The sequence below is a fragment of the Pseudomonas sp. SBB6 genome, assembly GCF_024213215.1.
Taxonomy (GTDB): domain Bacteria; phylum Pseudomonadota; class Gammaproteobacteria; order Pseudomonadales; family Pseudomonadaceae; genus Aquipseudomonas; species Aquipseudomonas donghuensis.
Genome location: NZ_JANAVH010000021.1, coordinates 1 through 14,427 on the forward strand (window position 1 = coordinate 1; position 14,427 = coordinate 14,427).

General features: G+C 55.6%; 29 protein-coding genes. All 29 read left to right on the forward strand.

Going from position 1 to position 14,427, the window contains the following annotated elements:
* A partial coding sequence (locus NLX68_RS25800; protein WP_254286374.1) for an EF-Tu/IF-2/RF-3 family GTPase occupies positions 1-431 on the forward strand: 431 nt, incomplete at its 5' end.
* Between the two features lie 142 nt (positions 432-573).
* Positions 574-885: a 30S ribosomal protein S10 gene (gene rpsJ, locus NLX68_RS25805; RefSeq protein WP_003186070.1), complete on the forward strand. Its 312-nt coding sequence runs from the start codon at positions 574-576 to the stop codon at positions 883-885.
* A gap of 80 nt (positions 886-965) precedes the next feature.
* On the forward strand, positions 966-1,601 hold the full coding sequence (gene rplC / locus NLX68_RS25810) for a 50S ribosomal protein L3 (RefSeq protein WP_010220304.1): 636 nt from the start codon (positions 966-968) through the stop codon (positions 1,599-1,601).
* A 12-nt stretch (positions 1,602-1,613) separates the two neighbouring features.
* Positions 1,614-2,216, forward strand: a complete 603-nt coding sequence (rplD, locus tag NLX68_RS25815) for a 50S ribosomal protein L4 (RefSeq protein WP_010220305.1) — start codon at positions 1,614-1,616, stop codon at positions 2,214-2,216.
* Positions 2,213-2,512: a 50S ribosomal protein L23 gene (gene rplW / locus NLX68_RS25820; RefSeq protein WP_010220306.1), complete on the forward strand. Its 300-nt coding sequence runs from the start codon at positions 2,213-2,215 to the stop codon at positions 2,510-2,512. Before rplD ends, rplW begins: the two co-directional genes overlap by 4 nt.
* A gap of 14 nt (positions 2,513-2,526) precedes the next feature.
* Entirely contained in the window at positions 2,527-3,351 is an 825-nt protein-coding gene (gene rplB / locus NLX68_RS25825) for a 50S ribosomal protein L2 (protein WP_038606161.1), read from the forward strand.
* 16 nt (positions 3,352-3,367) lie between these two features.
* A complete protein-coding gene (gene rpsS / locus NLX68_RS25830) occupies positions 3,368-3,643 on the forward strand; it encodes a 30S ribosomal protein S19 (protein ID WP_002555486.1) in 276 nt (91 codons plus the stop codon).
* 11 nt (positions 3,644-3,654) lie between these two features.
* Positions 3,655-3,987, forward strand: coding sequence for a 50S ribosomal protein L22 (gene rplV, locus NLX68_RS25835; protein WP_003103908.1), 333 nt, complete (start codon positions 3,655-3,657; stop codon positions 3,985-3,987).
* A 13-nt stretch (positions 3,988-4,000) separates the two neighbouring features.
* On the forward strand, positions 4,001-4,687 hold the full coding sequence (gene rpsC / locus NLX68_RS25840) for a 30S ribosomal protein S3 (RefSeq protein ID WP_010220308.1): 687 nt from the start codon (positions 4,001-4,003) through the stop codon (positions 4,685-4,687).
* A gap of 12 nt (positions 4,688-4,699) precedes the next feature.
* On the forward strand, positions 4,700-5,113 hold the full coding sequence (gene rplP / locus NLX68_RS25845) for a 50S ribosomal protein L16 (protein ID WP_003255479.1): 414 nt from the start codon (positions 4,700-4,702) through the stop codon (positions 5,111-5,113).
* Positions 5,113-5,304 (forward strand): 50S ribosomal protein L29, encoded by a 192-nt coding sequence (rpmC, locus tag NLX68_RS25850; protein ID WP_002555481.1) that lies wholly within the window; start codon positions 5,113-5,115, stop codon positions 5,302-5,304. Before rplP ends, rpmC begins: the two co-directional genes overlap by 1 nt.
* Positions 5,305-5,306: 2 nt before the next feature.
* Complete coding sequence (gene rpsQ, locus NLX68_RS25855) at positions 5,307-5,573, forward strand: 30S ribosomal protein S17 (protein WP_008374160.1); 267 nt, start codon at positions 5,307-5,309, stop codon at positions 5,571-5,573.
* Positions 5,574-5,596: 23 nt separating this feature from the next.
* Positions 5,597-5,965 carry a 50S ribosomal protein L14 gene (gene rplN, locus NLX68_RS25860; RefSeq protein ID WP_002555479.1) on the forward strand — a complete coding sequence of 123 codons (369 nt, stop codon included), beginning with the start codon at positions 5,597-5,599 and terminating at the stop codon, positions 5,963-5,965.
* An 11-nt stretch (positions 5,966-5,976) separates the two neighbouring features.
* A complete protein-coding gene (rplX, locus tag NLX68_RS25865; RefSeq protein WP_009397501.1) occupies positions 5,977-6,291 on the forward strand; it encodes a 50S ribosomal protein L24 in 315 nt (104 codons plus the stop codon).
* 20 nt (positions 6,292-6,311) lie between these two features.
* Positions 6,312-6,851, forward strand: a complete 540-nt coding sequence (rplE, locus tag NLX68_RS25870; protein ID WP_010220311.1) for a 50S ribosomal protein L5 — start codon at positions 6,312-6,314, stop codon at positions 6,849-6,851.
* A 13-nt stretch (positions 6,852-6,864) separates the two neighbouring features.
* The gene (gene rpsN / locus NLX68_RS25875; protein ID WP_010220312.1) at positions 6,865-7,170 is read left to right on the forward strand and encodes a 30S ribosomal protein S14; all 306 of its coding nucleotides are present in this window, start codon (positions 6,865-6,867) and stop codon (positions 7,168-7,170) included.
* A gap of 209 nt (positions 7,171-7,379) precedes the next feature.
* Entirely contained in the window at positions 7,380-7,772 is a 393-nt protein-coding gene (gene rpsH, locus NLX68_RS25880) for a 30S ribosomal protein S8 (protein WP_010220313.1), read from the forward strand.
* Positions 7,773-7,784: 12 nt separating this feature from the next.
* Positions 7,785-8,318 carry a 50S ribosomal protein L6 gene (gene rplF, locus NLX68_RS25885; protein ID WP_010220314.1) on the forward strand — a complete coding sequence of 178 codons (534 nt, stop codon included), beginning with the start codon at positions 7,785-7,787 and terminating at the stop codon, positions 8,316-8,318.
* Between the two features lie 10 nt (positions 8,319-8,328).
* Complete coding sequence (gene rplR / locus NLX68_RS25890; RefSeq protein WP_009397496.1) at positions 8,329-8,679, forward strand: 50S ribosomal protein L18; 351 nt, start codon at positions 8,329-8,331, stop codon at positions 8,677-8,679.
* A 3-nt stretch (positions 8,680-8,682) separates the two neighbouring features.
* Positions 8,683-9,183 (forward strand): 30S ribosomal protein S5, encoded by a 501-nt coding sequence (gene rpsE / locus NLX68_RS25895; protein WP_010220316.1) that lies wholly within the window; start codon positions 8,683-8,685, stop codon positions 9,181-9,183.
* Between the two features lie 2 nt (positions 9,184-9,185).
* Positions 9,186-9,362 carry a 50S ribosomal protein L30 gene (gene rpmD, locus NLX68_RS25900; RefSeq protein ID WP_010220317.1) on the forward strand — a complete coding sequence of 59 codons (177 nt, stop codon included), beginning with the start codon at positions 9,186-9,188 and terminating at the stop codon, positions 9,360-9,362.
* Positions 9,363-9,365: 3 nt separating this feature from the next.
* Positions 9,366-9,800 carry a 50S ribosomal protein L15 gene (gene rplO / locus NLX68_RS25905; RefSeq protein WP_010220318.1) on the forward strand — a complete coding sequence of 145 codons (435 nt, stop codon included), beginning with the start codon at positions 9,366-9,368 and terminating at the stop codon, positions 9,798-9,800.
* The gene (gene secY, locus NLX68_RS25910) at positions 9,801-11,132 is read left to right on the forward strand and encodes a preprotein translocase subunit SecY (protein ID WP_010220319.1); all 1,332 of its coding nucleotides are present in this window, start codon (positions 9,801-9,803) and stop codon (positions 11,130-11,132) included.
* Positions 11,133-11,160: 28 nt separating this feature from the next.
* Positions 11,161-11,277: a 50S ribosomal protein L36 gene (gene rpmJ, locus NLX68_RS25915; protein WP_002555468.1), complete on the forward strand. Its 117-nt coding sequence runs from the start codon at positions 11,161-11,163 to the stop codon at positions 11,275-11,277.
* Positions 11,278-11,408: 131 nt separating this feature from the next.
* Positions 11,409-11,765 (forward strand): 30S ribosomal protein S13, encoded by a 357-nt coding sequence (rpsM, locus tag NLX68_RS25920; protein ID WP_010220320.1) that lies wholly within the window; start codon positions 11,409-11,411, stop codon positions 11,763-11,765.
* Between the two features lie 30 nt (positions 11,766-11,795).
* Complete coding sequence (rpsK, locus tag NLX68_RS25925; protein WP_002555466.1) at positions 11,796-12,185, forward strand: 30S ribosomal protein S11; 390 nt, start codon at positions 11,796-11,798, stop codon at positions 12,183-12,185.
* Positions 12,186-12,200: 15 nt separating this feature from the next.
* Positions 12,201-12,821, forward strand: coding sequence for a 30S ribosomal protein S4 (gene rpsD, locus NLX68_RS25930; protein WP_010220321.1), 621 nt, complete (start codon positions 12,201-12,203; stop codon positions 12,819-12,821).
* Positions 12,822-12,843: 22 nt separating this feature from the next.
* Complete coding sequence (gene rpoA, locus NLX68_RS25935) at positions 12,844-13,845, forward strand: DNA-directed RNA polymerase subunit alpha (protein WP_003186012.1); 1,002 nt, start codon at positions 12,844-12,846, stop codon at positions 13,843-13,845.
* A 43-nt stretch (positions 13,846-13,888) separates the two neighbouring features.
* Positions 13,889-14,275, forward strand: coding sequence for a 50S ribosomal protein L17 (gene rplQ / locus NLX68_RS25940; RefSeq protein WP_002555463.1), 387 nt, complete (start codon positions 13,889-13,891; stop codon positions 14,273-14,275).
* The last annotated feature ends 152 nt before the right edge of the window (positions 14,276-14,427 follow it).

Sequence of the window (14,427 nt, forward strand, 5' to 3'; positions counted from 1 at the left end):
CCACCACCACCTGCACCGGTGTTGAGATGTTCCGCAAGCTGCTGGACGAAGGTCGTGCTGGCGAGAACTGCGGCGTGCTGCTGCGCGGCACCAAGCGTGACGACGTTGAGCGTGGCCAGGTTCTGGTCAAGCCAGGTTCGGTCAAGCCGCACACCAAGTTCACCGCAGAAGTTTACGTTCTGAGCAAAGAAGAAGGCGGCCGTCATACTCCGTTCTTCAAAGGCTACCGTCCACAGTTCTACTTCCGTACTACTGACGTGACTGGTAACTGCGAGCTGCCAGAAGGCGTTGAAATGGTAATGCCAGGTGACAACATTCAAATGACTGTTACCCTGATCAAGACCATCGCGATGGAAGACGGTCTGCGTTTCGCTATCCGTGAAGGCGGTCGTACCGTCGGCGCCGGCGTCGTAGCCAAAATCATCGAGTAATCGTTGATCGCTTAAAAAGGCCCCCGCTCAGCGGGGGCTTTTTTATTGGGTTGACACTCAGTGGGGCCCTCTATAGAATCACGCCTCCTTTTAACGGGCGTAGTGCGCCCGGTGGGAATAGCAGCCTGGAGTCTGAAATCCAATGCAAAATCAGCAAATCCGTATCAGGTTGAAGGCTTTTGACCATCGCCTGATCGACCAATCCACCCAGGAAATCGTGGAAACCGCGAAACGTACTGGTGCTCAAGTGCGTGGTCCAATTCCACTGCCTACCCGTAAAGAGCGGTTCACCGTTCTGGTCTCTCCGCACGTCAACAAAGACGCGCGTGACCAGTACGAGATCCGTACTCATAAGCGCGTTCTGGACATCGTCCAGCCAACGGATAAAACCGTTGATGCTCTTATGAAGCTTGATCTTGCGGCCGGTGTGGAAGTGCAGATCAGCCTCGGCTAAGACACGGTCTTAGTCGTGTAACGCTCTGAAATGGGCGGCCATAGCGGGTGAAAGCCCCGTACACTCATGAGGTTTACAACATGACTATTGGTGTAGTCGGTCGTAAATGCGGTATGACCCGTATTTTCACCGAAGAAGGTGTCTCCATTCCGGTCACGGTCATTGAGATCGAGCCGAATCGCGTCACCCAGTTCAAAACTGAAGAAACCGATGGCTATCGTGCAGTGCAAGTCACTGTCGGTGAGCGTCGCGCTTCGCGTGTGACTGCTGCTCAAGCTGGTCACTTCGCCAAGGCGAACGTTGCCGCGGGTCGCGGTGTCTGGGAATTCCGCCTTGAAGAAGGTGAGTTCCAGGCCGGTGATTCGATCAACGCTGAAATCTTCGCTGCAGGTCAGCTGGTAGACGTTACCGGCCAGTCCAAGGGTAAAGGCTTTGCCGGTACCATCAAGCGTTGGAATTTCCGCGGTCAAGATAACACCCACGGTAACTCCGTCTCCCACCGCGTCCCGGGCTCTATCGGCCAGTGCCAGACTCCTGGTCGTGTATTCAAGGGCAAGAAAATGTCCGGTCACATGGGCGCCGAGCGCGTGACCGTTCAGTCCCTCGAAGTAGTGCGCGTCGACGCTGAACGCAATCTGTTGCTGGTCAAGGGTGCCGTTCCAGGCGCAACTGGCAGCGATCTGGTTGTGCGTCCGGCTGCCAAGGCTCGCGGTTAAGGGGAAGCTGACATGCAACTAAATGTAAATGACGCTCAAGCGATCGAAGTTTCCGAACTGACTTTCGGCGGCGAATTCAACGAGACGCTGGTACACCAAGCAGTCGTGGCCTATATGGCCGGCGGCCGTCAAGGCACCAAGCAGCAGAAAACCCGTTCCGACGTTGCTGGTGGCGGTAAGCGCCCATGGCGTCAGAAAGGCACTGGCCGTGCTCGTGCCGGTACTATCCGTAGCCCAATCTGGCGTGGCGGTGGTACCACTTTCGCAGCTCGTCCTCAGGATCACTCGCAGAAGCTCAACAAGAAGATGTACCGCGCAGCAATGCGTTCCATCCTCGCTGAGCTGGTGCGTACCGACCGTCTGGTCGTGGTTCAGGACTTCGCTGTTGAAGCACCGAAAACCAAAGACCTGCTGAACAAGCTGAACGGCATGGGTCTGAGCGACGTACTGATCGTTTCGGACGCTGTTGATCAGAACCTGTACCTGGCTGCTCGTAACCTGCCGCACGTCGACGTACGTGACGTCCAGGGTTCCGATCCGGTCAGTCTGATCGCATACGACAAAGTGTTGATCACTGTGTCGGCCGTGAAGAAATTCGAGGAGCTGCTGGGATGAACCAGGAACGCGTATTTAAAGTCCTCCTTGGCCCGCATGTTTCCGAGAAGGCTACCGTTCTGGCTGAGAAAAAAGGCCAGTTCGTATTCAAGGTTGCTACTGACGCAACCAAGCTGGAAATCAAGAAAGCTGTCGAAGGCCTGTTCGGCGTAAAAGTCGAAAACGTGTCGACTGTAAACGTTCTGGGTAAAACCAAGCGTACCGCACGTGGTCTGGGCAAGCGCAATGACTGGAAGAAAGCGATCGTTTCGCTTCAGCCAGGCCAAGATCTCGATTTCAGCAGCAGTGCTGAGTAAGGAAGGGGTGCATCATGGCAATCGTTAAATGCAAACCGACTTCCCCTGGCCGCCGTTTCGTGGTCAAGGTGGTCAACAAGGAGCTGCATAAAGGCGCTCCTCACGCACCGCTGCTCGAGAAGAAATCGAAGTCTGGTGGTCGTAACAACAATGGCCGCATCACTACTCGTCACGTAGGTGGTGGTCATAAGCAGCATTACCGTATGGTCGATTTCCGTCGCAACGACAAAGATGGCATCGTCGCCACTGTCGAGCGTATCGAATACGATCCAAACCGTACTGCTCACATCGCACTGCTGTGCTACGCAGACGGCGAGCGCCGCTACATCATCGCCCCTAAAGGCGTTGCTGCTGGCGACCAGCTGATCGCAGGCGCTCTGGCTCCAATCAAGCCAGGCAACTCCCTGCAACTGCGCAACATCCCAGTGGGTAGCACCATTCACGGCATCGAACTGAAGCCGGGCAAAGGTGCACAGATCGCTCGTTCCGCTGGTGCTTCGGCTCAGCTGATCGCTCGCGAAGGTGTCTATGTGACCCTGCGTCTGCGCTCTGGTGAAATGCGTAAAGTCCTGGCTGAATGCCGTGCGACCCTGGGTGAAGTCTCGAACTCCGAGCACAGCCTGCGTTCGCTGGGTAAAGCTGGTGCCAAACGCTGGCGTGGCGTTCGCCCAACCGTTCGTGGTGTTGCCATGAACCCGGTTGACCACCCACATGGTGGTGGTGAAGGTCGTACCTCCGGTGGTCGTCATCCGGTATCGCCATGGGGCTTCCCGACTAAGGGCGCGAAGACTCGTGGTAATAAGCGTACCGACAACATGATCGTCCGTCGTCGCAAGTAAATAGAGGGATACGACAGTGCCACGTTCTCTGAAAAAAGGTCCTTTTATCGATCTTCACCTACTGAAGAAGATCGAAGTGGCGGCGGAAAAGAACGATCGCAAACCAGTTAAGACCTGGTCGCGCCGTTCCATGATCCTGCCACAAATGGTCGGTCTGACCATCGCGGTACACAACGGTCGCCAACACGTCCCAGTTCTCGTGAACGAAGACATGGTCGGCCATAAACTGGGCGAGTTTGCCGGTACCCGCACTTATCGTGGGCACGTGGCTGACAAGAAAGCCAAGCGTTAAGGGGTAAGGAAATGGAAGTAGCCGCTAAGTTGTCGGGCGCTCGAATCTCCGCCCAGAAAGCCCGCTTGGTCGCCGACCAGATCCGCGGGAAGAAGGTGGGCGAAGCGCTCAACCTGTTGGCTTTCAGCAGCAAGAAAGCTGCTGAAATCATGAAGAAAGTCCTCGAGTCGGCCGTAGCCAACGCCGAGCATAACGAAGGCGCAGACGTTGATGACCTGAAGGTCTCCACCGTTTTCGTCAACGAAGGGCGTTCGCTGAAGCGCATCATGCCGCGTGCCAAAGGCCGCGCTGATCGCATCGTCAAGCGGTCTTGCCATATCACTGTCAAGGTTGCGGACAAGTAACGGAGTCGATCAGATGGGTCAGAAAGTACATCCCACTGGCATTCGCCTGGGAATCGTCAAGGAGCACACCTCCGTCTGGTACGCAGACGGTCGGACTTATGCGGACTATTTGCTCGCAGATCTGAATGTGCGTGAGTACCTCCAAGACAAACTAAAAAGCGCGTCCGTTAGCCGTATCGATATCCATCGTCCGGCCCAAACTGCACGCATCACCATCCACACCGCTCGTCCAGGTATCGTTATCGGGAAGAAAGGTGAAGATGTTGAGAAACTGCGTCAGGACCTGACCAAGCAAATGGGTGTGCCTGTGCACATCAACATCGAAGAGATCCGCAAGCCGGAACTCGACGGTATGCTGGTAGCTCAGAGCGTAGCTCAGCAGCTGGAGCGTCGTGTGATGTTCCGTCGCGCCATGAAGCGCGCCGTACAGAACGCCATGCGCATTGGTGCCAAAGGCATCAAGATCCAAGTGAGCGGTCGTCTCGGCGGTGCTGAAATCGCACGTACTGAATGGTATCGCGAAGGTCGTGTGCCACTGCACACCCTGCGTGCCGATATCGACTATGCCACCTACGAAGCTCACACCACTTACGGTGTGATCGGTGTGAAGGTTTGGATTTTCAAAGGCGAAGTAATTGGTGGTCGCCAAGAAGAACTGAAACCACAAGCACCAGCGCCTCGTAAAAAAGCTGCTAAGTAAGGGGTACGCCAAATGTTGCAACCAAAGCGTACAAAATTCCGCAAGCAGATGACTGGCCACAACCGTGGTCTGGCACTGCGCGGTAGCAAAGTCAGCTTCGGCGAATTTGCTCTGAAAGCTGTTGCTCGCGGTCGTCTCACCGCCCGCCAGATTGAGTCGGCACGTCGTGCTCTGACCCGTCACGTAAAACGTGGCGGTAAAATCTGGATCCGTGTGTTCCCGGACAAGCCGATCTCCAAGAAGCCTCTCGAAGTGCGGATGGGTAAAGGTAAAGGTTCCGTGGAATACTGGGTTGCCCAGATCCAGCCAGGCAAAGTCCTGTACGAGATCGAGGGTGTTTCTGAAGAGCTGGCGCGTGAGGCTTTCGCCTTGGCGGCTGCAAAGCTGCCTCTCGCCACCTCCTTTGTTAAGCGGACGGTGATGTGATGAAAGCGAATGAACTTCGTGAAAAATCAGCACAGCAGCTGAACGAGCAACTGCTCGGCTTGCTGCGCGACCAGTTCAATCTGCGTATGCAGAAAGCAACTGGCCAGTTGGGGCAGTCGCACCTGCTCTCGCAAGTTAAGCGTGACATCGCTCGCGTGAAAACTGTGCTCAACCAGCAGGCAGGTAAGTGATCATGGCTGAAGCTGAAAAAACCGTCCGTACGCTGACTGGCCGTGTCGTCAGCGACAAGATGGACAAAACCATCACCGTACTGATCGAGCGTCGCGTAAAGCACCCGATCTACGGTAAATACGTTAAGCGTTCGACTAAGCTGCACGCGCACGACGAAACCAACCAGTGCCATATCGGCGACAAGGTCTCCATCCGCGAGACCCGTCCGCTGGCCAAGACCAAGTCCTGGGCACTGGTTGAAGTTCTCGAACGCGCTGTTGAAGTCTAAGGGCTAAGGGTCGGAGAAATTTTATGATTCAGACTCAATCCATGCTCGATGTGGCCGATAACAGCGGCGCTCGTCGCGTCATGTGCATCAAGGTTCTCGGCGGTTCGCACCGCCGTTACGCCGGCATCGGTGACATCATCAAGGTAACCGTCAAGGAAGCAATTCCTCGCGGTAAAGTGAAGAAAGGCCAAGTGATGACTGCTGTTGTAGTCCGCACTCGCCACGGTGTCCGTCGCGCTGACGGCTCCATCATCCGCTTTGATGGCAATGCTGCTGTTCTGCTGAACAACAAGCAAGAGCCGATCGGCACCCGTATCTTTGGGCCAGTGACCCGTGAACTTCGTACTGAGAAGTTCATGAAGATCGTCTCGCTCGCCCCAGAAGTGCTGTAAGGAGATCCGACATGCAAAAGATTCGTCGTGACGACGAGATCATCGTGATCGCCGGCAAAGACAAAGGTAAGCGCGGTAAGGTGCTCAAGGTTCTCGCTGACGACCGTCTGGTCGTTGGTGGGATCAACCTGGTGAAGCGTCATACCAAGCCTAACCCGATGTCGGGCGTACAGGGCGGTATCGTCGAGAAAGAAGCGCCACTGCACGCTTCCAACGTCGCCATTTTCAACGGCGAAACCAACAAGGCTGACCGCGTTGGTTTCAAAGTAGAAGACGGCAAAAAAATTCGTGTCTTCAAGTCGACCCAAAAAGCGGTTGATGCTTGAACACTGCTAGGTAGAAGACCATGGCACGACTGAAAGAGATTTACCGGAACGAGATTGCTCCCAAGCTTAAGGAAGAACTTAAGCTGGCGAACGTGATGGAAGTTCCGCGCGTTACCAAGATCACCCTGAACATGGGTCTGGGCGAAGCTGTCGGCGACAAAAAAGTCATCGAGCACGCTGTTGCTGACCTGGAGAAGATCACCGGTCAGAAAGCCGTTGTGACTTTCGCTCGGAAATCCATCGCGGGCTTCAAAGTCCGTGAGGGCTGGCCGATCGGCGTTAAAGTTACTCTGCGCCGTGATCGTATGTACGAATTCCTGGACCGCCTGCTGGCGATCTCCCTGCCTCGGGTTCGCGACTTCCGCGGCCTGAATGCCAAGTCCTTCGATGGTCGTGGTAACTACAGCATGGGCGTGAAAGAGCAGATCATCTTCCCGGAAATCGACTACGACAAGATCGATGCTCTGCGCGGTCTGGACATTACCCTGACCACCACTGCCAAGAACGATGACGAAGGCCGCGCTCTGATGCGTGCTTTCAAATTCCCGTTCCGCAACTGATTGGAGTAGGAAAATGGCCAAGAAGAGCATGAAAAACCGTGAGCTGAAGCGTCAGCTCACTGTTGCCAAGTACGCCAAGAAGCGTGCCGAGCTGAAAGCGACCATCGTCAACCTGGAAGCAACTCCAGAAGAGCGTTTTGCCGCTGTCGTAGCTCTGCAGAAGCAACCACGTGACGCCAGCGCTTCGCGCCTGCGTAACCGTTGCCGCATCACCGGTCGTCCACACGGCGTTTACCGCAAGTTCGGCCTCGGCCGTAACAAGCTGCGTGAAGCAGCAATGCGCGGTGACGTTCCAGGTCTGGTTAAAGCCAGCTGGTAAGACGTACCGGCAGCGTCCAGGTGGCGGGGGAGCAATCTTCCGACCACCGGTGACCTTGCAACGAAACAAGCCCCTTCTGGGGCTTGTTTCGTTTCTGGGAACTGTCTAGAATGACCGGCTCTCCTGAGCCCGGGTTTTTATGCCCGGCGATTTCAGGGGTCTGTAGTAGCCGAGAGGCTAATTTTTCTTGTATCAGGAGCGTCTAGCCCATGAGTATGCAGGACCCGTTAGCGGACATGCTAACTCGCATCCGTAATGCCCAGATGGCTGAAAAGTCCGTCGTAAGCATGCCTTCGTCGACTCTGAAGGTTGCGGTAGCCAAAGTTCTGAAAGATGAAGGTTACATCGCTGGCTACCAAGTCAGCAGCGAAGTAAAACCATCGCTTTCCATCGAGCTGAAATACTTCGAAGGCCGTCCGGTCATCGAGGAAGTCAAGCGCGTAAGTCGTCCAGGCCTGCGTCAGTACAAGTCCGTCGAAGAACTGCCGAAAGTACGTGGCGGTCTGGGCGTGTCTATCGTCTCCACCAACAAAGGTGTGATGACTGATCGTGCTGCGCGCGCTGCCGGTGTCGGCGGCGAAGTTCTCTGCACAGTGTTCTAAGGGGGGATAAGCATGTCTCGCGTCGCTAAGAACCCCGTTAAGCTGCCAGCCGGTGTCGAAGTCAAATTCGTCGGCCAACAGCTTTCGGTGAAGGGTGCCAAGGGCACTCTCGAACTGAACGTTCACTCGTCGGTTGAAATTGTTGAAGAAGCTGGTGAGCTGCGTTTCGCTGCTCGCAATGGCGATCAACAAACTCGCGCTATGGCCGGTACTACCCGCGCCCTGGTGAACAACATGGTCCAGGGCGTAAGCCAAGGCTTCGAGCGCAAGCTCCAGCTGGTCGGTGTTGGTTACAAAGCACAAGCCAAAGGCACCGTGCTGAACCTGGCACTCGGCTTCTCGCATCCAGTGGATTACGAACTGCCGGCCGGTATCACCGCAGAGACCCCAAGCCAGACCGATATCCTGATCAAGGGTATCGACAAGCAGCTGGTAGGTCAGGTGGCCGCTGAAATCCGCGACTTCCGTCCACCAGAGCCGTACAAAGGCAAGGGTGTGCGTTACGCGGACGAAGTCGTCCGTCGTAAAGAAGCCAAGAAGAAGTAGGGCCTAGCAAATGACCGACAAAAAAGTTACTCGACTGCGTCGCGCTCGCAAAGCACGCCTGAAAATGCACGAACTCGAAGTCGTGCGTCTCTGCGTGTTCCGCTCCTCGCAGCACATCTACGCCCAGGTCATTTCGGCCGACGGCAGCAAGGTTCTGGCCAGTGCCTCGACCTTGGACAAAGAACTGCGTGATGGTGCCACCGGCAACATCGACGCGGCCACTAAGGTTGGCAAGCTGGTAGCTGAGCGCGCGAAAGCCGCCGGTGTATCTCAAGTTGCCTTTGACCGTTCCGGCTTCAAGTACCATGGCCGCGTCAAAGCGCTGGCTGATGCTGCTCGTGAAGGCGGGCTGGAGTTCTAAGTTATGGCAAATAACGATCAAAAGCGCGACGAAGGCTACATCGAGAAGCTGGTTCAAGTTAACCGCGTTGCTAAAACCGTTAAAGGCGGCCGTATCTTCACTTTCACCGCGTTGACCGTGGTAGGTGATGGTAAAGGTCGTGTTGGCTTCGGCCGTGGCAAGTCGCGCGAAGTACCTGCTGCGATCCAGAAAGCCATGGAAGCTGCTCGTCGCAACATGATTCAGGTAGACCTGAACGGCACTACTCTGCAGTACGCCACCAAGTCCGCCCATGGCGCGTCGAAGGTGTACATGCAGCCTGCCTCGGAAGGTACCGGTATCATCGCCGGTGGCGCAATGCGTGCCGTCCTGGAAGTTGCTGGCGTTCAGAACGTCCTGGCCAAGTGCTACGGCTCGACCAACCCAGTGAACGTGGTTCATGCCACTTTCAAGGGTCTGAAAGCTATGCAATCTCCTGAGTCCATTGCTGCCAAGCGCGGCAAGAGCGTTGAGGAGATCCGCTGATCATGGCTACCGTTAAAGTAACGCTGATCAAAAGCACCGCCGGCCGTCTCCCTAACCACAAACTGTGTGTTAAGGGTCTGGGTCTGCGCCGCATCGGTCACACTGTAGAAGTCCTGGATACTCCCGAGAATCGCGGGATGATCAACAAGGCTTACTACATGCTGCGCGTCGAGGGTTAATCGATGAAACTCAATGATCTGAGTCCAGCGCCGGGTTCCCGTCGCGAGAAGCATCGTCCGGGCCGTGGTATCGGTAGCGGTTTGGGTAAGACTGGTGGCCGTGGCCACAAAGGTCAAACCTCCCGTTCCGGTGGCACCATTGCTCCAGGCTTTGAAGGCGGTCAACAGCCGCTGCACCGTCGCCTGCCGAAGTTCGGCTTCGTTTCCCTGAAAGCCATGGACCGCGCAGAAGTGCGTCTGTCCGAGCTGGCCAAAGTGGAAGGCGACGTTGTCACCGTGCAATCCCTGAAGGATGCCAACGTGATTAACCAAAACGTACAGCGTGTGAAAATCATGCTGTCCGGCGAAGTTACTCGCGCGGTCACCATCAAGGGTATCGCAGCCACCAAAGGTGCGCGTGCGGCTATCGAAGCAGCTGGCGGCAAGTTCGAGGAATAAATGGCTAAGCAAGGTGCTCTCTCTTCGCTCGGCAAAGGCGGGATGTCTGAACTCTGGGCTCGTCTGCGTTTTCTGTTCCTGGCGATCATCGTCTACCGGATAGGCGCACACATCCCAGTTCCAGGTATCAACCCGGACCGGCTGGCGGAACTGTTTCGACAGAATGAGGGGACCATTCTTAGCTTGTTCAACATGTTTTCCGGCGGCGCGCTGGAACGGATGAGCATCTTTGCACTGGGGATCATGCCGTACATTTCGGCATCGATCATCATGCAGCTGATGACCGCCGTGAGCCCGCAGCTGGAGCAGTTGAAGAAGGAAGGTGAAGCTGGCCGTCGCAAGATCAGCCAGTACACCCGCTACGGCACCGTTATCCTGGCGCTGGTCCAGGCCATTGGCATGTCCATTGGCCTGGCCGGTCAGGGCGTGGCGTTTTCTGCTGACTTTGGCTTCCATTTCGTTGCGGTGTCCACGTTCGTGGCCGGCGCGATGTTCATGATGTGGCTGGGCGAGCAGATCACCGAGCGCGGTGTAGGCAACGGTATCTCGATGTTGATTTTCGCAGGTATCGTCGCCGGTCTTCCGAGAGCAATCGGGCAGTCTTTCGAGTCTGCACGCACAGGCGATATCAACATTTTCGCCCTGGTCGCAATCGGTTTGCTGGCAGTAGCGATTATCGGTTTCGTGGTGTTCATTGAGCGTGGTCAGCGTCGTATCGCCGTTCACTACGCCAAGCGTCAGCAGGGCCGCAAGGTCTTCGCTGCGCAGACCAGCCACTTGCCGTTGAAAGTGAACATGGCGGGTGTAATCCCTGCCATTTTCGCGAGCAGCATCTTGCTGTTCCCGGCTTCGCTGGGTGCCTGGTTCGGTCAGTCCGAAGGTATGGGCTGGTTGCAGGACATCTCGCAGTCGATCGCTCCTGGTCAGCCGTTGAATATTCTGCTGTTTAGTGCAGGGATTATTTTCTTCTGCTTCTTCTATACGGCGTTGATGTTCAATCCGAAAGACGTAGCGGAAAACCTGAAGAAGTCCGGTGCCTTTATTCCGGGTATCCGTCCGGGCGAGCAGTCGGCGCGCTACATTGATGGCGTTCTGACCCGCTTGACCATGTTCGGTGCTCTTTATATGACGGCCGTGTGTCTGCTTCCCCAGTTCCTGGTGGTCGCGGCAAACGTTCCGTTCTACCTTGGCGGGACCTCGTTGCTGATTGTGGTAGTGGTTGTGATGGACTTCATGTCCCAAGTACAATCGCACCTCGTTTCGCACCAGTACGAATCCCTGATGAAGAAAGCCAACCTGAAAGGCTACGGTGGCAGCGGTCTGCTGCGCTGATTGACCCTTAAGGTTCGAGGAGTTGGTGATGAAAGTTCGTGCATCGGTGAAAAAGCTGTGCCGTAACTGCAAAATTATTCGCCGCGAAGGTGTCGTTCGAGTAATTTGCAGTGCGGAACCACGTCACAAGCAGCGCCAAGGCTGAGTGTGATCTGAGCTTCAAACCCAGCAGCTAGTGCGCTGCTGGGTTGATTATTTGTTTCTACAGCGATATTATCTCGCGCCCTATTTCTTGGCTTCCGGGGCGTAGGTAGCTGTCAATTGGAGTCCCACTGAATGGCCCGTATTGCAGGCGTCAACATTCCAGATAACAAGCACACTGTTATCTCGCTGACCTACATCTATGGTGTTGGTCGCACTACTGCACAGAAAATCTGTGCAGAGACTGGGGTCAACCCAGCCGCTAAGATCAAGGATCTGAGCGACGAGCAGGTTGAATCGCTGCGTACTGAAGTCGCGAAGTACATCACCGAAGGTGATCTGCGCCGTGACATCAACATGAAAATCAAGCGGTTGATGGACCTGGGTTGCTACCGCGGCCTGCGTCATCGTCGGGGTCTGCCAGTACGCGGTCAGCGTACCAAGACCAACGCGCGTACCCGTAAGGGCCCGCGTAAGCCGATCCGCAAGTAATCGCACCAGCGAATCGACAGGAATTTAGAAATGGCAAAACCTGCTGCTCGTCCTCGTAAAAAAGTCAAAAAGACAGTGGTTGATGGCATCGCCCACATCCATGCGTCTTTTAACAACACCATCGTGACCATCACCGATCGTCAAGGTAACGCTCTGTCCTGGGCTACCTCCGGCGGTTCGGGTTTCCGCGGTTCCCGCAAGTCCACCCCGTTCGCTGCTCAGGTAGCTGCTGAACGTGCTGGTCAAGCTGCGCTGGAATATGGTCTGAAGAACCTCGACGTCAACGTCAAGGGTCCAGGTCCAGGTCGTGAGTCCGCTGTTCGTGCTCTGAACGGCTGTGGCTATAAGATCGCCAGCATCACCGACGTGACGCCAATCCCGCATAACGGGTGCCGTCCGCCGAAGAAGCGCCGCGTGTAATCAGGAGACAGATAAATGGCACGTTACATTGGTCCAAAATGCAAACTGTCTCGTCGTGAAGGCACTGATCTGTTCCTGAAGAGCGGCGTTCGCGCTCTGGAATCGAAGTGCAACATCGAAGCAGCCCCAGGTATCCACGGTCAGCGCCGCGGTCGTCAGTCCGACTACGGCACCCAGCTGCGTGAGAAACAAAAAGTTCGTCGTATCTACGGCGTTCTCGAGCGTCAATTCAGCGGTTACTACAAGCAAGCGGCCTCCAAGAAGGGCGCTACTGGTGAGAACCTGCTGCAACTGCTCGAGTGCCGTCTGGATAACGTCGTTTATCGTATGGGCTTTGGCGCTACTCGTGCCGAATCCCGTCAGCTGGTTTCGCACAAAGCGATCAGCGTAAACGGCAAGACTGTAAACGTTCCGTCCTACCAAGTTCGTCCGGGTGACGTGGTCGCGGTTCGCGAGAAGTCGCTGAACCAGCTGCGCATTGTTCAAGCCCTTGAACTGTGCGCCCAGCGTGGCCGCGTTGAGTGGGTAGATGTGGATGCTGCTAAGAAGTCGGGCGTTTTCAAGAACGTTCCTGCTCGCAGCGACCTGTCCGCCGACATCAACGAAAGCCTGATTGTCGAGCTCTACTCCAAGTAAGGGCTAGAAAATAGGTGCATCCATGCAGATTTCGGTAAATGAGTTCCTGACGCCCCGCCACATCGATGTGCAGGTCGTCAGTCCAACCCGCGCTAAAATCACGCTCGAGCCTCTCGAGCGTGGCTTTGGCCATACCCTGGGCAACGCGCTGCGCCGCATCCTGTTGTCCTCCATGCCTGGCTGTGCAGTAGTCGAGGCCGAGATTGACGGTGTACTCCATGAGTACTCGGCAATCGAAGGTGTACAGGAAGACGTCATTGAAATCCTGTTGAACCTGAAAGGCCTGGCTATCAAACTGCACGGTCGTGACGAAGTTACGCTGACCTTGTCGAAGAAGGGTTCGGGGGTGGTTACCGCTGCCGATATTCAGCTGGATCATGATGTCGAGATCGTTAACCCCGATCACGTAATCGCTAACCTGGCGTCCAACGGCGCCTTGAACATGAAGCTCACCGTAGCTCGTGGTCGTGGTTATGAGCCGGCCGATTCGCGTCAGAGCGATGAAGACGAAAGCCGCAGCATTGGTCGCTTGCAGCTCGACTCTTCGTTCAGCCCGGTTCGCCGTATCGCCTACGTGGTGGAAAACGCCCGTGTCGAGCAGCGCACCAACCTGGACAAGCTGGTAATTGATCTGGAAACCAACGGTACCCTGGATCCTGAAGAGGCCATCCGTCGTGCTGCAACCATCCTGCAACAGCAGCTGGCTGCGTTCGTCGACCTCAAAGGTGACAGTGAACCAGTGGTAGTCGAACAGGAAGACGAGATCGATCCGATCCTGCTTCGTCCGGTTGACGATCTGGAATTGACCGTACGTTCGGCCAACTGCCTTAAGGCGGAGAACATTTACTACATCGGCGACCTGATTCAGCGTACCGAAGTAGAACTGTTGAAGACTCCGAACCTGGGCAAGAAATCCTTGACCGAAATCAAGGACGTTCTGGCCTCCCGTGGTCTGTCCCTCGGCATGCGCCTCGACAACTGGCCGCCTGCAAGTCTTAAGAAGGACGACAAGGCGACTGCCTGATCGTCGTAATCACCGAACGTAGTGTTTGGTAAGGAATGAACCCATGCGTCATCGTAAAAGTGGACGTCACCTGAGCCGTACCAGCTCTCACCGTAAGGCCATGTTCCAAAACATGGCGGTGTCGCTGTTCGAGCACGAGCTGATCAAAACTACTCTGCCAAAAGCCAAGGAACTGCGCCGCGTTGCCGAGCCGCTGATCACCCTGGCCAAGGAAGACAGCGTTGCTAACCGTCGTCTGGCTTTCGACCGTACCCGTTCGAAAGAAATCGTCGGTAAGCTGTTCAACGATCTGGGCAAGCGCTATGCCACCCGTCAGGGCGGCTACCTGCGTATCCTCAAGTGCGGTTTCCGCGCTGGCGATAACGCACCTATGGCGTACGTCGAGCTGGTTGATCGTCCTGTCGGTGGCTCGGTAGAAGCTGCTGAGTAAGGCGAACAGTCTGTAACAAGAAGCCGGGCCTAGTGCCCGGTTTTTTGTGTCTACATGTATTGTAATAATCTATTGATGTGAGTCAGTTAATGAATTTGTTGCTGTCATAGTTGTGGTCAATACTCATCCCACGCCGATTAGCCGGCCGTTCA

Excerpts from the sequence above, each read along its gene's own strand:
- rplV (WP_003103908.1), top strand. The coding sequence starts at position 3,655 with ATGGAAGTAGCCGCTAAGTTGTCGGGCGCTCGAATCTCCGCCCAGAAA.
- rpoA (WP_003186012.1), top strand. The coding sequence starts at position 12,844 with ATGCAGATTTCGGTAAATGAGTTCCTGACGCCCCGCCACATCGATGTG.
- rpsM (WP_010220320.1), top strand. The coding sequence starts at position 11,409 with ATGGCCCGTATTGCAGGCGTCAACATTCCAGATAACAAGCACACTGTT.
- rpmC (WP_002555481.1), top strand. The coding sequence starts at position 5,113 with ATGAAAGCGAATGAACTTCGTGAAAAATCAGCACAGCAGCTGAACGAG.
- rpsQ (WP_008374160.1), top strand. The coding sequence starts at position 5,307 with ATGGCTGAAGCTGAAAAAACCGTCCGTACGCTGACTGGCCGTGTCGTC.
- rpsJ (WP_003186070.1), top strand. The coding sequence starts at position 574 with ATGCAAAATCAGCAAATCCGTATCAGGTTGAAGGCTTTTGACCATCGC.
- rplX (WP_009397501.1), top strand. The coding sequence starts at position 5,977 with ATGCAAAAGATTCGTCGTGACGACGAGATCATCGTGATCGCCGGCAAA.
- rplB (WP_038606161.1), top strand. The coding sequence starts at position 2,527 with ATGGCAATCGTTAAATGCAAACCGACTTCCCCTGGCCGCCGTTTCGTG.
- secY (WP_010220319.1), top strand. The coding sequence starts at position 9,801 with ATGGCTAAGCAAGGTGCTCTCTCTTCGCTCGGCAAAGGCGGGATGTCT.
- rplP (WP_003255479.1), top strand. The coding sequence starts at position 4,700 with ATGTTGCAACCAAAGCGTACAAAATTCCGCAAGCAGATGACTGGCCAC.
- rpmJ (WP_002555468.1), top strand. The coding sequence starts at position 11,161 with ATGAAAGTTCGTGCATCGGTGAAAAAGCTGTGCCGTAACTGCAAAATT.
- rpsE (WP_010220316.1), top strand. The coding sequence starts at position 8,683 with ATGGCAAATAACGATCAAAAGCGCGACGAAGGCTACATCGAGAAGCTG.
- rplE (WP_010220311.1), top strand. The coding sequence starts at position 6,312 with ATGGCACGACTGAAAGAGATTTACCGGAACGAGATTGCTCCCAAGCTT.
- rpsH (WP_010220313.1), top strand. The coding sequence starts at position 7,380 with ATGAGTATGCAGGACCCGTTAGCGGACATGCTAACTCGCATCCGTAAT.
- rplR (WP_009397496.1), top strand. The coding sequence starts at position 8,329 with ATGACCGACAAAAAAGTTACTCGACTGCGTCGCGCTCGCAAAGCACGC.
- rplW (WP_010220306.1), top strand. The coding sequence starts at position 2,213 with ATGAACCAGGAACGCGTATTTAAAGTCCTCCTTGGCCCGCATGTTTCC.
- rpsN (WP_010220312.1), top strand. The coding sequence starts at position 6,865 with ATGGCCAAGAAGAGCATGAAAAACCGTGAGCTGAAGCGTCAGCTCACT.
- rplQ (WP_002555463.1), top strand. The coding sequence starts at position 13,889 with ATGCGTCATCGTAAAAGTGGACGTCACCTGAGCCGTACCAGCTCTCAC.
- rpmD (WP_010220317.1), top strand. The coding sequence starts at position 9,186 with ATGGCTACCGTTAAAGTAACGCTGATCAAAAGCACCGCCGGCCGTCTC.
- rpsK (WP_002555466.1), top strand. The coding sequence starts at position 11,796 with ATGGCAAAACCTGCTGCTCGTCCTCGTAAAAAAGTCAAAAAGACAGTG.
- rplO (WP_010220318.1), top strand. The coding sequence starts at position 9,366 with ATGAAACTCAATGATCTGAGTCCAGCGCCGGGTTCCCGTCGCGAGAAG.
- rplD (WP_010220305.1), top strand. The coding sequence starts at position 1,614 with ATGCAACTAAATGTAAATGACGCTCAAGCGATCGAAGTTTCCGAACTG.
- rpsC (WP_010220308.1), top strand. The coding sequence starts at position 4,001 with ATGGGTCAGAAAGTACATCCCACTGGCATTCGCCTGGGAATCGTCAAG.
- rplN (WP_002555479.1), top strand. The coding sequence starts at position 5,597 with ATGATTCAGACTCAATCCATGCTCGATGTGGCCGATAACAGCGGCGCT.
- rpsD (WP_010220321.1), top strand. The coding sequence starts at position 12,201 with ATGGCACGTTACATTGGTCCAAAATGCAAACTGTCTCGTCGTGAAGGC.
- rplC (WP_010220304.1), top strand. The coding sequence starts at position 966 with ATGACTATTGGTGTAGTCGGTCGTAAATGCGGTATGACCCGTATTTTC.
- rplF (WP_010220314.1), top strand. The coding sequence starts at position 7,785 with ATGTCTCGCGTCGCTAAGAACCCCGTTAAGCTGCCAGCCGGTGTCGAA.